Source organism: Bartonella gabonensis, from assembly GCF_903679515.1.
In the GTDB taxonomy this organism is placed as follows: domain Bacteria; phylum Pseudomonadota; class Alphaproteobacteria; order Rhizobiales; family Rhizobiaceae; genus Bartonella; species Bartonella gabonensis.
In genome coordinates, this window is record NZ_CAHOYM010000001.1 from 50,743 (window position 1) to 65,440 (window position 14,698).

The 14,698-nt window shown below is 37.3% G+C and carries 15 protein-coding genes and 2 tRNA genes; 9 read left to right on the forward strand and 8 right to left on the reverse strand.

Annotation, left to right across the window (positions count from 1 at the left end; genetic code table 11):
- Window positions 1-299: 299 nt before the first annotated feature.
- The 5 genes from HWX04_RS00255 to HWX04_RS00275 form a co-directional block, all read right to left on the reverse strand.
- Window positions 300-376, reverse strand: a tRNA-Arg gene (locus HWX04_RS00255).
- Between the two features lie 46 nt (window positions 377-422).
- Window positions 423-728, reverse strand: coding sequence for an ETC complex I subunit (locus HWX04_RS00260; protein WP_175868248.1), 306 nt, complete (start codon window positions 726-728; stop codon window positions 423-425).
- Between the two features lie 89 nt (window positions 729-817).
- A tRNA-Pro gene (locus HWX04_RS00265) sits at window positions 818-894 on the reverse strand.
- 504 nt (window positions 895-1,398) lie between these two features.
- Window positions 1,399-2,088: a DnaA regulatory inactivator HdaA gene (gene hdaA / locus HWX04_RS00270; protein ID WP_175868249.1), complete on the reverse strand. Its 690-nt coding sequence runs from the start codon at window positions 2,086-2,088 to the stop codon at window positions 1,399-1,401.
- Window positions 2,085-3,296, reverse strand: coding sequence for an AI-2E family transporter (locus HWX04_RS00275; RefSeq protein ID WP_175868250.1), 1,212 nt, complete (start codon window positions 3,294-3,296; stop codon window positions 2,085-2,087). The genes hdaA and HWX04_RS00275 overlap by 4 nt, the downstream gene beginning before the upstream one ends.
- A gap of 157 nt (window positions 3,297-3,453) precedes the next feature.
- Between HWX04_RS00275 and purM the strand changes: the two genes are divergently transcribed.
- Both purM and purN read left to right on the forward strand, forming a co-directional pair.
- Window positions 3,454-4,563: a phosphoribosylformylglycinamidine cyclo-ligase gene (purM, locus tag HWX04_RS00280; RefSeq protein ID WP_175868251.1), complete on the forward strand. Its 1,110-nt coding sequence runs from the start codon at window positions 3,454-3,456 to the stop codon at window positions 4,561-4,563.
- Window positions 4,560-5,171, forward strand: a complete 612-nt coding sequence (purN, locus tag HWX04_RS00285) for a phosphoribosylglycinamide formyltransferase (RefSeq protein ID WP_175868252.1) — start codon at window positions 4,560-4,562, stop codon at window positions 5,169-5,171. The genes purM and purN overlap by 4 nt, the downstream gene beginning before the upstream one ends.
- A gap of 278 nt (window positions 5,172-5,449) precedes the next feature.
- Here purN and HWX04_RS00290 read toward each other — a convergent pair whose 3' ends face one another.
- Window positions 5,450-7,993, reverse strand: coding sequence for a response regulator (locus HWX04_RS00290; RefSeq protein WP_175868333.1), 2,544 nt, complete (start codon window positions 7,991-7,993; stop codon window positions 5,450-5,452).
- 212 nt (window positions 7,994-8,205) lie between these two features.
- Here HWX04_RS00290 and HWX04_RS00295 point away from each other — a divergent pair, with 212 nt between their 5' ends.
- Window positions 8,206-8,679, forward strand: a complete 474-nt coding sequence (locus HWX04_RS00295) for a flagellar biosynthetic protein FliO (RefSeq protein ID WP_175868253.1) — start codon at window positions 8,206-8,208, stop codon at window positions 8,677-8,679.
- A gap of 52 nt (window positions 8,680-8,731) precedes the next feature.
- Here HWX04_RS00295 and dksA read toward each other — a convergent pair whose 3' ends face one another.
- A complete protein-coding gene (gene dksA, locus HWX04_RS00300; RefSeq protein ID WP_175868254.1) occupies window positions 8,732-9,148 on the reverse strand; it encodes an RNA polymerase-binding protein DksA in 417 nt (138 codons plus the stop codon).
- A gap of 280 nt (window positions 9,149-9,428) precedes the next feature.
- Entirely contained in the window at window positions 9,429-9,962 is a 534-nt protein-coding gene (locus HWX04_RS00305) for a flavin reductase (protein ID WP_175868255.1), read from the reverse strand.
- 144 nt (window positions 9,963-10,106) lie between these two features.
- Here HWX04_RS00305 and rpe point away from each other — a divergent pair, with 144 nt between their 5' ends.
- The 6 genes from rpe (at window position 10,107) to purQ (ending at window position 14,672) form a co-directional block, all read left to right on the forward strand.
- A complete protein-coding gene (gene rpe / locus HWX04_RS00310) occupies window positions 10,107-10,793 on the forward strand; it encodes a ribulose-phosphate 3-epimerase (protein WP_175868256.1) in 687 nt (228 codons plus the stop codon).
- A complete protein-coding gene (gene purB / locus HWX04_RS00315) occupies window positions 10,793-12,100 on the forward strand; it encodes an adenylosuccinate lyase (protein WP_175868334.1) in 1,308 nt (435 codons plus the stop codon). The genes rpe and purB overlap by 1 nt, the downstream gene beginning before the upstream one ends.
- A gap of 69 nt (window positions 12,101-12,169) precedes the next feature.
- The gene (locus HWX04_RS00320) at window positions 12,170-12,718 is read left to right on the forward strand and encodes an RBBP9/YdeN family alpha/beta hydrolase (RefSeq protein WP_175868257.1); all 549 of its coding nucleotides are present in this window, start codon (window positions 12,170-12,172) and stop codon (window positions 12,716-12,718) included.
- Window positions 12,719-12,891: 173 nt separating this feature from the next.
- The gene (gene purC / locus HWX04_RS00325) at window positions 12,892-13,656 is read left to right on the forward strand and encodes a phosphoribosylaminoimidazolesuccinocarboxamide synthase (RefSeq protein ID WP_175868258.1); all 765 of its coding nucleotides are present in this window, start codon (window positions 12,892-12,894) and stop codon (window positions 13,654-13,656) included.
- Between the two features lie 93 nt (window positions 13,657-13,749).
- A complete protein-coding gene (gene purS, locus HWX04_RS00330) occupies window positions 13,750-13,989 on the forward strand; it encodes a phosphoribosylformylglycinamidine synthase subunit PurS (RefSeq protein ID WP_175868259.1) in 240 nt (79 codons plus the stop codon).
- A gap of 11 nt (window positions 13,990-14,000) precedes the next feature.
- The gene (purQ, locus tag HWX04_RS00335) at window positions 14,001-14,672 is read left to right on the forward strand and encodes a phosphoribosylformylglycinamidine synthase subunit PurQ (RefSeq protein WP_175868260.1); all 672 of its coding nucleotides are present in this window, start codon (window positions 14,001-14,003) and stop codon (window positions 14,670-14,672) included.
- Window positions 14,673-14,698: the final 26 nt, after the last annotated feature.

The window sequence follows — 14,698 nt, forward strand, 5'->3', positions numbered from 1 at the left end:
GAAAGAAGCGCGTAAAAGAAAGTTTTGGCAATTTGTTTTCTAAAGCATGAAATGCAGTATGTATTTAAAAATCAGTAACATATAATAAGCAAATGCGAAGAGCTACCGTATCACAATTTAAAACACTTTCTGGCTGGACAGAAAACAGCATGGCATCACTTTATACTCAAACAGCTAATAAAAAATAGCAATAGCATCAATAAAAAACATGAAAAAGACCAGAGTATACAGAAAATAAATTAATAGAATAAAAGGGAAACCTCCGAACTTTTTTATCTATTAATTAATTTTCTTAAATATGGTGATCCCGACAGGATTCGAACCTGTGACCCACGGCTTAGAAGGCCGTTGCTCTATCCAACTGAGCTACGGGACCTAACACCCAACTGATTATTTTCTCAATTCAAAATAGCATCTTTAACTTAATGTGTCCAAGATTGCTGCCGATCACTGCGAAAATTATCAGCATAAGAAACAGCACGTCGAATCGACATATGCGTCTTTTCTACACGATAAGGGATAGCATTCTTGCGTGCAAAAGCAATAGCTTCTTCCTTTCTATTAAATCGGATTCTTACCTGACTATTCATATCAGATGATGCCGTGTACCCCATAAGAGGCTCTAGCATTTTTGCTTTTATCGGCTCATATTGTAGAATCCAAAAGCCAGTATTGCCCTTACCTGACTGCATAGCTGTTTTAGCAGGACTATAAATACGTGCGATCATGCCTTTTCCCTTCAAATTATACAATGCTTGAATGATCGTTTTTCACCACACGTACCCAACTGGGTCATTCTCATACACCTTATCAAATATGGTCGGAGCGATAGGATTCGAACCTACGACCCCCTGATCCCAAATCAGGTGCGCTACCAGGCTGCGCTACGCTCCGGCATTTAATATTTTAATACACAACATCTCCTAAAATTTTCACAACAGAAGTGCAAGAGAAAAACACATTTTTTTTCAATTTTGTTGCATTTCTTTACAAAAAAACGTTTTTAAATTTTTTCTCCCCAACAACATATTTATTGACGAAAATAGAAAATAGCATCCGTACAAACATCTAGTTGATATAAAACCTCTTTATAAAGATTCCATAATTTTATCTTGCTTTAAGTAAACTCCAACTGTACCAGAATGCATTATTTAAATGTTACAAAACTTTTCCAAAAGGAATATAATATCACTACTGTACTCATATAAATCCAGCTGTATTCAGTTTTTTTCCTCTCTTTTTCTATTCTCCCAAGGACGAAAAAAATACGCATCCAATCAAATCTCAAAGCCATTTAAATGAAACACATAAAAAAGTAGAAAATTTAAACGACTTGTTTTTCCTTATATTCAAACAACAATCAAAAGAGAGAATATGTAAAGCCATGATAAGAAGTGTTTACGTTTTGTTGCTATTCAAAACTTTAGCAATAACCGCACGCGTTATTTTGCTTTTTCTTTGTAACGCCAACTGATCAATAGAATCAATAACACGATTCAATGAAAATAAAGAACGTTCACAACGGCTGATAAGATAATAAACCATATCTGGATGCACAATCAGCTGCCTATCAGAAAAAAGCTTAAAGGCAACAGCTGTTAACAATGCATCATCAGGCTGATTAATTTCAACGAACATCACTGAATTAAGACGACTTTTTAAATCATTTAACTTTAAATTCCAAGCGGAAGGCAGTGTCCGTGCCGTCATCAATAAAGTGGCTTTTCGTGCATCAACATTTGCCTGCTTAACACTGTTAATTAAATGAAAAAGTTCTGTCTCATTAATTTCCTCTGCATCAATATCCTCTATTAAAAATGATCTGCCTAAAGAAGCCATAGAAACAACCTGATCAATTTTATTGTGCGATATCCTGAATGCATTTGCTTTTTGCAGCCATATACTTGAAAAGTGCGTTTTTCCAGATCCTTCTTTTCCAACCAAAACGGCAATAGGTAAACTCCAATTTGGCCAGTGATCAATAAGCTGAAAAGCCATACGATTGCTATCCGTCACGACTAAATCATCAAATTGAAAAATCGGTTCATAAGGGAAATTTAAAGATAGTTGCGTTTCTCTCCCATTCATTTGAGCGGCTCCGGCTTTCCACTTCGCGAATACATCTGAGAACTAAGATAAGTATGAAGAGCAAAACGAACTAAAACGCCCACAGCCGCCGCTGCAGGAACAGCAACAAGCATACCAGTAAAACCAAAGAGTGAAGAAAAAGCAAAAAGTGAAAACATCAACCACACGGGATGTAATCCCACTGATGAACCAACAAGTTTTGGTTGAAGAATATACCCCTCAATAAATTGACCAATTAAAAAAAGTGCTATCACAATGATGATTCCCTCCCAATTATTGGGATAAAACTGGGCCCATGCAATGCCAACAGAAAGGACAAAACCACTCATTGTTCCAATATAAGGAATAAAGCTAATAAGGCCAATAAACATACCAATCAAAAGACCAAAATTGAGTCCTGCAATCGTTAAACCAATAGCATAATAGCCACCCAACATGAGACAAACAGTTCCTTGTCCACGAACAAAGCCTGCAATAGCTCTATCCATTTCATGAAAAATACTCCGAACGGTTTCAAGATGATCACGAGGTATTAACGAATCAATGGCTGTCACCATACGTGGCCAATCTAATAACATATAAAATGCCACCACAGGCGCCACAACAAATAGGCTAACAATATTAACGATAGACTTTCCTGATTTTAAAAGTGAATTCAAAAGAGATGTAATAAAATCAGAACCTTCTCCCAAAAGTCCTTTAATATTACTCCGTAATTCATTTGGATCACTTCCAAAATAACGCCTTATCCAATCAAAATCATGCTCCACAAAAAAAGTTTGAATACGATTAATATAAACAGGTAAGCCATCACTCACAAATTGCTGTATTTGCCAACTAATAATAGGAATCAGAATAACTAAAGCAGCAACAAAGATAATAACAATAAATAAGGTAATGAGAACAGTACCAAAAACACGGCGAATACCAAACTTTTCAAGGAGTTGAACAATAGGATTAAGAAAATAAGCCAACACAATCCCTGCCACAAAAGGAAGCAAAATTGATCCAAAAACAAACATAAAAAGAATGAAAAAAATCAGCGTCCCAAGCCAAAAAAAGACTTGTCTTTTCATATTATTCGGTAATGGTAATTGTGTATATGCTGGTATATAAGTCTTATAACGGTCACGGGATGTATTCTCACTCATTTTCTTTTTCATAAGTTTCCAAGAAGACTGTCCACGATTATCTGATATCTTGCTCATAAAATATCCTAAAAAAAATCTTCACAAAATTATAAACATCTTCAAAATAAGGTACAAGCAAAGTTGCTTATTTTCTTATCAATATCTCTTGCAGAGAAAACTCTATCATGGCATTGCATAACATCAAAACCTGATTTTCCACTAAAGGAAGGCTCCAATGAGCAATCAAGATCTTACAAATAATAAATCCAACACTGGGGATAAATCCAAGGCTGGTCTTACCTATGCAAAATCCGGTGTAAACATCGATATGGGTAATGCTATGGTAGAAAAAATTAAACCTTTTATACGCGCGACAAAACGAGCCGGAGCAGACGCAGAAATTGGCGGTTTTGGTGGCCTTTTTGATTTAAAAGCAGCGGGCTTTATAGATCCTATCTTAGTCGCAGCTAATGATGGTGTGGGAACGAAATTAAAAATCGCCATTGAAGTAGGTCACCATAACACTGTAGGCATTGATCTGGTCGCTATGTGTGTCAATGATTTACTTGTACAAGGGGCAGAACCTCTCTTTTTTCTGGATTATTTTGCAACTGGAAAGCTTGATCCTGAACAAGGTGCTGCAATTGTTTCTGGTATTGCAGAAGGATGTAAACAAGCCGGAGCTGCTCTTATTGGGGGAGAAACGGCAGAAATGCCAGGAATGTATGCAGAAGGAGATTACGATTTAGCAGGTTTTGCTGTAGGAGCATGTGAACGCAGCATGCTGCTCCCTTCAAAAGACCTGACAGAAGGCGATATTATCTTAGGTCTAAGCGCCTCTGGAATTCATTCCAACGGCTTTTCGCTTGTTCGACGAATCATCCAGCAAAGCCATCTCAAATGGAATGACCCTGCCCCTTTTTCCCCAAAAAACAGCCTTGGTACAGCACTCCTGACACCAACACGCATTTATGTGAAATCGCTTCTTCCTATCATGCGAAAATACGAAGGAATTAAGGCTCTAGCGCATATTACAGGTGGAAGCTTTCCTGAAAATATTCCACGTGTCATTCCTTCTTCTCTCTGTGCTGAAATTAATCTTTCTACCATCAATGTTCCCTCCGTCTTTTCATGGATTGCCAAACAAGGCAAAATAGAAGAAACAGAAATGTTGCGAACATTCAATTGTGGTATTGGCATGATCATTATCGCAACACAGCAAGCAGCGGAAACAATTACGCAAGCTTTTGAAAAAAATGGAGAGACTGTGACTCCCCTTGGCATTTTAATAAAACGCCAAGATCAAAATAAAGGAATACTTTATAAAGGAGAGCTGCATTTATGAAAAAACAAATCGTCATTTTCATTTCTGGTAACGGATCCAATATGGTCGCCCTTGCTCAAGCAAGCCAGCAAAAAGAATATCCTGCTGAAATCGTCGCAGTTATTTGCGATAATCCACGTGCAAACGGTATTGAAAAGGCACAAAATCATAACTTACCTATTCATGTTGTTGATCGCAAAATCTACAAAACGAAAGAAGAGCATGAAGAGAATATTTTCACGATTTTAGATCAATATAAACCGGATTTGATCTGCTTTGCGGGGTATATGCGCCTTATCTCATCGCGTTTCGTAAAACTTTATGAGGAACGAATTTTAAACATTCATCCTTCTCTTTTACCTTCATTTAAAGGCTTAAACACGCATGAAAGAGTTTTACAAGCAGGCGTAAAAATCACAGGTTGCACTGTTCATCTTGTTACAGAAGACATGGATGCTGGAAAAATCCTTGCCCAAGCAGCCGTTCCGGTTTATCCTGATGATACCCCTGAGCGCTTAGCACAAAGAGTTCTTAAAGCAGAACATAAACTCTACCCCGAAGCCTTAAAAGCATTTATTGAAGGAAAGAGTAAAATAGTCGATATGCAACAGCAACTCTTATCCTTTTGAAGATATCTAGCAATCTATAGTACTTTTCAACGTTGTAGATATAGTTTGTCTTTAGATAACAATGATTAAAAACTCTAATGGTGACGCAGTAAAGTTTGTTTTTTCATAAACTTTTACGTAAAATGTGCAAATTTTTTTAAATTTTATTTAAATTTTCAAATTGTTCTTCTTTATTGAGTTTTTTGGGCTTTACCACGAGTTCTATTGATTAAAATACTCTCGCATTTCCCCTAAAAAATCTTAAAACACGCAATTTTTCTATTGAATCAATTTTTACGTYATGACGAAAGTGTTTCTTTAACTGTTAGAGCTAACTGTTTGAGTGTAAAAGGTTTAGATAAAAAACCAAAAACAGCATCTTGTGGGAGATTCTTAGCAAAAGCATCTTTTGCATATCCAGAAACGAAAAGAAATTTAATATCAGGATAGTTTTTACGGACTTCCTTCAATAAAGTGGGCCCATCCATTTCTGGCATCACCACATCGGAAACAATAATATCAACAACGCCTTTTTTTTCCTCAAGAATAGAAAGAGCTTCCACCCCGCTTGCCGCCTCTAAAACTGTATATCCTCTCATTTGAAGCGCTCTTACCCCTCCCATTCTGACCGCATCCTCATCTTCCACCAATAAAACAGTCGCAGATCCTGTTAAGTCTATATTTTTATCTTTCTCTTCATCTTTTTCAATCTTTTGAGAAATTTCCCCTTTTATATCTGGAATATAACGGGGTAGAAAAATATGGAATGTTGCTCCTTCTCCCTCTTTACTTTCACAATAAATATACCCCCCACTCTGCTTGATAATTCCATAAATCATTGATAAACCAAGGCCTGTTCCTTTTCCAACTTCTTTGGTTGTAAAAAATGGCTCAAACATTTTTTCTTGTATAACAGCAGATATTCCAGTCCCTGTATCTGAAATAGTCAATTGCACATATTCACCAATTGCTAAACCAAGATGATTAAATTCAGCACTTTGTTGTTTTGTAATATTGTTTGTTGCAATCGTAACAATACCTCCATCAAACATGGCATCACGCGCATTAATAACCAAATTCATAATCACACGCTGAAAAGATGCCTGATCGACTTCAACGCTCCACAAATCTCTTCCATGGATAATTTTTAACTGAATATTATTCCCCAAAAGTGGTAAAATAAGATTGCGGATATCTGATAAAAATTCCGTAAAATCAACCTCTTCTGGTCGAAGTGTTTGCTTTCTAGAAAAAGCGAGTAATTGCTGGACAAGAGCAGCTGCACGATTAGCATTATTTTTAATATTAATCAGATCAGCATGAGCGGGATCAGAGGTACGATGTGTATTTAAAAGAAGATCACATGACATTAAAATTGCTGTTAAAACATTATTAAAATCATGAGCAATGCCGCCTGCCAATTGTCCAACGGCTTGCATCTTTTGGCTTTGCATCATTTTATCTTCAAGTGTCTTTTGTTCTGTTGTTTCAATGACAGAAATAATGACCAAATCTTGTAGCGCATCACCATGATAGGATGGTACAGACATAACATGGAGACATAAATGACGTTCTTCATTTTTTTCTAAAACAGTTTCCAGAGAAACAAAATAATTTTTATTGGTCGCAATTTTTTGAAAGGCACGCTCTAACTGCACACAATCACGACGAGAAATAAGATCATAAAAATTGCTAGTTTTATCCATACATTCGGTGAGTGATGAAAAAGCATTATTCATGTGAATCAATTGCCCTTCCTGATTTACCACGGCTATTGCAAAAGGACTGGCATCAAAATATTCTTCTAATATACTAGGTAATTTTGATTGATCATTTTCTTCTTTTTGTATTTGTTGTGGAATAATAACAATACGGTAAACGGCTTCCTCCTCTAAGAGAGAAGAAGCAGAGATAAAACAATGAAATATTTTCTCATAAGTCGTCTGTGAATTTAAACATAACGAAAACGTATAAGGGAAAGAGTAACCTGAATTTTGATACCTGTTTGTTTGCAAACAAATATCACTCCATGAGCTCTTAGCGCCAACGCTCTCCAATAATGGATCAAAATGATATTGACCAACCGAAAAATTTGCTAAATCAATAGAGAACCATTCGGAAAAAACCGCATTGGCATAAAGAAGTGTGCCGTGTGTATTAACGGATACAAAACCAACAGGCGCTTGATCTAAGTGATTGATCGCCTCTTGAAGGTTAGAGAAAAAAACTTCTCGCGTTTGTTGTAAATGCGAAATATCGCTAATGCGCCAAAATAAAAGCTTTTTTTTCCGTTTTGTAATAGGTTGAACAGAGATATTATACCAAACAGATCTTTTTTGTATAGAATCGGTAAAAATTGGTTGCTCTACTCTTAACTCTTCTTGCGCAGAAAAGTTATTACAGGCTGCAACTTTTAAGCGATAGGAAAGTGCACCAGCTCCTGGAAGATCAGCAATAACCCTATAAAAAGATCCTTCAGGCTTATAGGTGAGAATTTTTTGATAGTTTTGATTAGAATAATAAACAAAACCAGAAAGATCAGAGATTACAATTGCATCATCGCTCCCATTAAAGATACTAAAAACAAAATCTTCATGCAGCGACACTGCGTGGTATCTTAAAATTCCCATTCCACTCAAAATAAGTGTTGCAACACCGATAGTTGCTAGAATCAAAAAAGATGCTACCCCAACCTTTTGCAAATAACTTTGTGGATAAAAAAAATCTAAAATGCCCACAGTGAAAAGGAAAACTAAGATAAAAACAACACCCAAAACCACAACTCTCCGACGAACAGAAGACGAAAACGCTGATCTTTCATTATTCTCAAAACCTTTATCCATCTCTCTTTGCCTTAGATTTAGCTGTTTCTTATACCTAGAAACTTCCTTTATATCCATTGTTATAAAATATATACTATGATATCATTTTTCTAAGAAAACTCACTTAATGTTAAAAGATTTATTTCTTGTTTTTAAATGAATCTTTGAAGGGTATGTTTATAAATTTATCTCAATAAAAATGATAGTTTCCATACCAGAATGGGAGAAAAACTATGGTTATCTGGTTATCAGAACAAATAGGTGTATCTGCTGCAAACATAACGATATTTTTTTTGTTTTTTATAATAACAATCACAGCTTTTATCATAATTACCTTGTTTTCACGCCGTTTAAATATGGGAAGATTCAAAACTAATAGAAAAAAAAGTCTATCACGATTAACATTATGTGAAGCAATTTCTATAGATCGAACACGCCGCCTTGTTTTAGTCCGTTGTGATAATAAAGAACATTTACTCCTTATTGGTGGGTTAACAGATGTGGTCGTAGAATCCAATATTACCAGTATATCCAAAACACAAAAGAGAGAAATACACACTCATCCCACTTCCCTGACAGAAAGAAACAATACGCCAGATAAAGTCTCTTCTTCTTTTACGAATCAAGCGGTAAAAGATTCAGCTATCACGGCCGAAATTGAAGGAAGACAAGAACCCTCTCTGTTTATTCCCACCCCTCCAAAATAAAATATACAATCTTATCACTTGCAAACTTCATTTAATTATCGTTCTAATGAACTTAATCATCACGATAAACTTTTTCACGTCGTTCGTGACGTTCTTGTGCTTCCAACGACAAAACGGCAATCGGCCGAGCCTCAAGACGCTTTATACTAATAGGCTCGCCGGTTTCTTCACAAAAGCCATATGTCCCATTATCAATGCGCTCCAAGGCAGCATCTATTTTTGAAATAAGTTTCCTTTGACGATCACGAGCACGTAATTCAATTGTACGATCAGTTTCACAAGACGCCCGATCAGTCAAATCGGGTTGACCAACATTCTCTTCCTGCAAATTCTCCAAAGTCTCACGCGCTTCTTTTAAGATATCATTCTTCCAAGAAACCAATTTCGCACGAAAATACGCCTTCTGTCGTTCATTCATAAAAGGCTCATCTTCACTAGGGCGATATTGATCATCAATCTCTTCGCTCATGCAATAAAAAACCTCCACATCTGTTTTGTGGGGTCTATATATTGTGCAATACCCATCAACACAAGAATAAAATGTTTTTTCATAACAATCTACAAATATGTCTAAATGTGCTGTTTTGTCTTGATCGCTTTTTTATTTAAGTTGGATTTTTGATCCAAGATCATCTTTCTCATTTATTGAGAAACCTCAAATTCAGAGCCATCCCCTTCTCCTTCTTCAGGAGACTAAAGTTTAAATGGCACACCAATCAATCATTTCACCAATACAAAAATAAAAATCTTTATAAAGGCAAAGTGTGATATCTACGATTCAAATACATTAAAGCATCTTTTTCTTGACTACGGTTGATTGCAACAACTTCACCAATCAATACACAATGGGTTGCATGCTCGTGCCAACAAATCAAGCGACAATCAAAAGATGCTAAAGCATCTGAAAGACTAGGCGCTCCCGTTTGCAAAGTTCCCCATTGTGCAACATCAAAACGCCCATTTTGTGTAACATTGCAACGTCTTGAAAAGGCGTCAGCTAATGGACGATGTTTTCCTGCCAAGCTATTAACACAAAAAATTCCATTCTCCATAAACACATGATTCTTCAGATTATGGCGCATGAGACAAACAAGCAGAGTTGGAGGATCATCGGATAAAGAACAACACGCCGAAACCGTCACCCCGCGCTTTCCCTTAATGCCATCTGTTGTTACAATATGCACAGCACCTGCAAAATGGCTCATAGCATCTCGATATTCTTGCGAAGAAACGGTAATATTATCTTGAAGTTCAGGCATCAAACATGTTTTATGATTCGACATATCTTTCACTTATCAAACTTTAAAATTTCAAGCGATCTTTCTATAAAAAGATCTATAATACGTATTTTTTCTTTTTCGTCATAACACAAAAGATATTTGTGTATACACCGCGACATGATAAAACAGCCAATCAAGGAGATTTTTATGCCCCATTCTCATCTCATTTCACCTTCACTCTTGGCTTCTGATTTTTCTAAACTTGGACAAGAAACATTAGATGTTGTTGATGCTGGTGCAGATTGGCTCCATCTTGATATCATGGATGGGCACTTTGTTCCTAACATCACCTTTGGCCCTGAAATCGTCAAGGCTCTGCGTCCATTAACCAAAGCAATATTTGATGTCCACCTGATGATCAAACCCGTTGATCCTTATTTGGAAGCTTTTGCAAAAGCTGGCGCAGATATTATAACCATTCATGCTGAATCAAGTCCCCATCTTCATCGTTCACTCCAAACAATCAAAGCAATGGGTAAAAAAGCAGGAATTGCACTCAATCCAAGCACCCCTGAACATGTCCTTGAATATTTGCTTGATCAATTAGATCTCATCCTCATCATGACGGTCAATCCCGGTTTTGTTGGACAAAATTTTATTCCCGAAATAAAAGATAAAATTAAGCGTGTTAAAAGCATGATTGCAAACCGCCCTATTGATCTTGAAGTTGATGGTGGTATCACCGTTGATACAATTGGAATAGCTGCAAAAGCTGGTGCAAATGTATTTGTCGCAGGCTCTGCAATTTATAAAAACGGAAACAAAGAGCTTTACAAAGCACGCATAAGTGCATTGCGCCAAGCAGCAATCCTCTCACAACAAGGAAAAAAATGATGATCGCACGTTATTCCCGCCCTGAAATGGTAGCAATTTGGTCTCCCGAAACCAAATATCGTATTTGGTTTGAAATTGAAGCCCATGCCTGTGATGCCCTTGCTCAACTGGGGGTTATTCCGAAAGAAGCCGCTAAGGTCATTTGGGAAAAAGGGGCAGCTGCGGAATTTGATGTCAATCGTATTGATGAAATTGAAGCCATTACCAAACATGATGTTATCGCATTTCTAACCCATCTCGCTGAGTTCATTGGACCAGAAGCACGTTTTATCCACCAAGGCATGACATCATCTGATGTTCTCGATACAACGCTGAGCATTCAATTGATGCGTGCAAGTGATATTTTACTCAAGGATATAGACCAACTTCTTGCAGCCTTAAAAAGACGTGCTTTTGAACATAAAGAAACCATCACCATTGGGCGGAGTCATGGCATTCATGCTGAACCAACAACATTTGGAGTCAAATTTGCTCTTGCATACGCTGAATTTTCCCGTTGTCGCAAACGTCTTCTTGCTGCACGCGAAGAAATTTCTACTTGCGCGATTTCAGGAGCTGTAGGAACTTTTGCCAATATTGATCCACGCGTTGAAGAACACGTTGCAAAAGCCTTGAAGATGCGAGCTGAACCCGTTTCCACCCAAGTTATACCACGGGATCGTCATGCGATGTTTTTTGCAACACTTGGTGTTATTGCGTCCTCTATTGAAAGGTTAGCAATAGAAATACGCCATTTACAGCGAACGGAAGTTCTCGAAGCAGAGGAACATTTCTCACCAGGGCAAAAAGGTTCATCGGCAATGCCTCATAAACGTAATCCAGTTTTAACAGAAAATTTAACAGGATTAGCCCGTATAGTCCGTGCCTTTGCACTCCCTGCTATGGAAAATGTAGCACTTTGGCATGAACGTGATATTTCTCACTCATCTGTTGAGCGTTATATTGGCCCTGATGCAACAATTACACTTGATTTTGCTCTTTCTCGCCTCACATCTGTCATTGAAAATCTCATTGTCTATCCAGAAAATATGCAAAAAAATCTCAATAAATTCCGAGGTCTTGTTCATTCACAACGGGTACTTTTAGCACTCACACAAGCAGGAATCAGCCGCGAAGATTCGTATCGGATTGTACAACGAAATGCGATGAAGGTTTGGGAACAAGGAAAAGATTTTTTAGAAGAACTGCTCAACGACAAAGATGTTAGCAAATCTTTAAGTGAAGCAGAGCTTCGAGAAAAATTTGATCTTTCTTACCATACCAAACACATAAATACGATTTTTAAACGTGTTTTTGAACAACAATAGAACACCATAGAAAGCCCAAATCTATTCCATCTATGATCAAAAAACCTATTGTAACAAAGAAAACAATTCATGAAAGCAAATCAACTCGATATTCTTATTGTTCCTGGCTACAAAGGATCTGATCCTGATCATTGGCAAACACGTTGGGAAAAGAAACTGTCGACAGCCCGCCGTATAGAACAAGCCCATTGGTCAAAACCTGTTTGTGAGGAGTGGGTTAATGAAGTTAAAACCGCTATCGCACAAGCTCAAAGGCCTGTTATGCTTATTGCTCATTCATTAGGCGTTCCTACCGCACTTCATGCAACTGTACAAAACGCAGAAAAAATTTGTGGTGCTTTCTTTGTTGCGCCTCCCGATGTCGACAATGAGAAAATACGTCCCAAACATTTAATGACATTTGGCCCCTATCATCGTCAAAAGTTGCCTTTTCCTTCTATTGTCATAGCCAGCAGCAACGATGAATTTTGTCAATTTTCAGTAGCAGAAAAAATCGCCCATGACTGGGGGTCACTCCTTGTTGATGCTGGGAATTCTGGCCATATTAACACAGAATCAGGGCACGGACCTTGGCCTGAAGGGCTTATGGTCCTCTCTCACTTTCTTGCAAAAATCTGATCCCAAAGAGGGGCTGCTTTCTCTCATTGCCCCCTGTATCTCTCCCTTGGGGAGATGTATCATGACAAAAATTATAAAAGTATCATAGCAATAGCATTGAGAATTTCAATCAATTAGGATAGTATCATTTACCAATGTTATTAAAAACCTCTCAAGATAAATAGAGAATCATAATGAATCGTCGCCACCGTATTTATGAAGGCAAGGCCAAAATTTTATATGAAGGACCGGAACCAGGAACGTATATTCAATTTTTTAAAGATGATGCCACAGCCTTTAATGCAAAAAAACATGAAATTATCGACGGGAAAGGGGTTTTAAACAACCGAATTTCGGAACATATTTTTAGCCATCTTGGACGTTTGGGCATCCCAACACATTTTATCAAACGCATAAATATGCGCGAACAGCTTATTAAAGCGGTAGAAGTTATTCCATTGGAAGTTGTTGTTCGAAATGTTGCGGCTGGCTCTCTTGCTAAGCGTTTAGGACTAAAAGAAGGAACCCCACTCCCGCAATCCATCATTGAGTTCTACTATAAAAATGATTCTCTCGATGATCCCATGGTGACAGAAGAACATATCACTGCTTTTGGGTGGGCTGTCCCACAAGAGTTAGAAGATATCATGCAACTTTCAATTCGTATTAATGATTTTCTTTCTGGACTTTTTGCCGGTGTTAACATCCAATTAATTGATTTTAAAGTGGAGTTTGGTCGCCTATGGGAAGATGAAACAATGCGCATTGTTCTTGCTGATGAAATTTCACCTGATTCTGCACGACTATGGGATATGCAAACACGAGAAAAAATGGATAAAGATCGTTTTCGTCGTGATATGGGGGGGCTTATTAATGCCTATCAAGAAGTTGCCAAACGCCTTGGTATTATGAATGAAAATGAACCAACGAGGCCAAGTGGTCCCGTCTTGGTAAAGTAAAAACTCGTCAAGCTAAAGCAAGGTAAAACAATTACCACCTTCTATAAATACACCTCTTCAAGGAAGAGGTTCTTTTAACAACAGGAAAAAAAAATGAAAGCACGCATTACAGTTACTTTAAGAGAAAGTGTCCTTGACCCACAAGGAGAAGCAATTGTTGGTGCTTTAAAAAGTTTAGCTTTCAAAGGTATTCACTCCATTCGTCAAGGAAAAGTTTTTGATATTGTTCTTGATGATCAACCGTCTCAAACCGCAAAGAAAAAACTTGAGCAGATGTGTGAAGAGTTACTCGCAAATACTGTCATTGAAAATTATACTATCGAACTTCTTTAAGTGGAACGCTCATGAAAACTGCCATCATTCAACTTCCTGGATTAAATCGCGACCGAGATATGGTGGCGGCATTGCATCATATAACAGGAGTTGAGCCACTCAAAATTTGGCAAACAGAAACAACAATTCCAGATGTAGATGTTATTATTATTCCTGGTGGTTTTTCTTATGGCGACTATTTGCGATGTGGTGCTATTGGAGCGCGAACCCCCGTCTTAAAAGCTATTCATGAAAAAGCACAAGAAGGTATTACTATCATAGGCATTTGTAATGGATTTCAAATTTTGTTGGAAGCTGGATTGTTACCTGGAACTTTAATGCGTAACGCTTCCTTAAAATTTGTTTGTCGTGAAATCAAACTTGAAGTCGTTAATGCCAAGACAAAATTTTCTCGTTATTACTCTAAAGGACAAATTATTCGTTGTCCTGTTGCCCATCACGATGGAAATTACTTTGTTGACAATGAAACATTAAAACAGATGGAAGACAATGAACAAATTGTTTTTCGCTACGCAGAAAATACAAACCCTAACGGCTCAATAAAAGATATTGCTGGTATTGTTAATAAAGCTGGTAATATTCTTGGTATGATGCCGCATCCTGAAAACTTTATTGAATCAGCCCACGGAGGGATTGACGGTCGTTTACTTTTTCAAAGTGCTTTAGAATTAATCAATGGATGATGCTATAAAAATCCTTGTCCTCTATA

Coding starts and splice junctions, on each gene's coding strand:
- HWX04_RS00260 (WP_175868248.1), bottom strand. CDS start 728: ATGATCGCACGTATTTATAGTCCTGCTAAAACAGCTATGCAGTCAGGT.
- hdaA (WP_175868249.1), bottom strand. CDS start 2,088: ATGAATGGGAGAGAAACGCAACTATCTTTAAATTTCCCTTATGAACCG.
- HWX04_RS00275 (WP_175868250.1), bottom strand. CDS start 3,296: ATGAGCAAGATATCAGATAATCGTGGACAGTCTTCTTGGAAACTTATG.
- purM (WP_175868251.1), top strand. CDS start 3,454: ATGAGCAATCAAGATCTTACAAATAATAAATCCAACACTGGGGATAAA.
- purN (WP_175868252.1), top strand. CDS start 4,560: ATGAAAAAACAAATCGTCATTTTCATTTCTGGTAACGGATCCAATATG.
- HWX04_RS00295 (WP_175868253.1), top strand. CDS start 8,206: ATGGTTATCTGGTTATCAGAACAAATAGGTGTATCTGCTGCAAACATA.
- dksA (WP_175868254.1), bottom strand. CDS start 9,148: ATGAGCGAAGAGATTGATGATCAATATCGCCCTAGTGAAGATGAGCCT.
- HWX04_RS00305 (WP_175868255.1), bottom strand. CDS start 9,962: ATGTCGAATCATAAAACATGTTTGATGCCTGAACTTCAAGATAATATT.
- rpe (WP_175868256.1), top strand. CDS start 10,107: ATGCCCCATTCTCATCTCATTTCACCTTCACTCTTGGCTTCTGATTTT.
- purB (WP_175868334.1), top strand. CDS start 10,793: ATGATCGCACGTTATTCCCGCCCTGAAATGGTAGCAATTTGGTCTCCC.
- HWX04_RS00320 (WP_175868257.1), top strand. CDS start 12,170: ATGAAAGCAAATCAACTCGATATTCTTATTGTTCCTGGCTACAAAGGA.
- purC (WP_175868258.1), top strand. CDS start 12,892: ATGAATCGTCGCCACCGTATTTATGAAGGCAAGGCCAAAATTTTATAT.
- purS (WP_175868259.1), top strand. CDS start 13,750: ATGAAAGCACGCATTACAGTTACTTTAAGAGAAAGTGTCCTTGACCCA.
- purQ (WP_175868260.1), top strand. CDS start 14,001: ATGAAAACTGCCATCATTCAACTTCCTGGATTAAATCGCGACCGAGAT.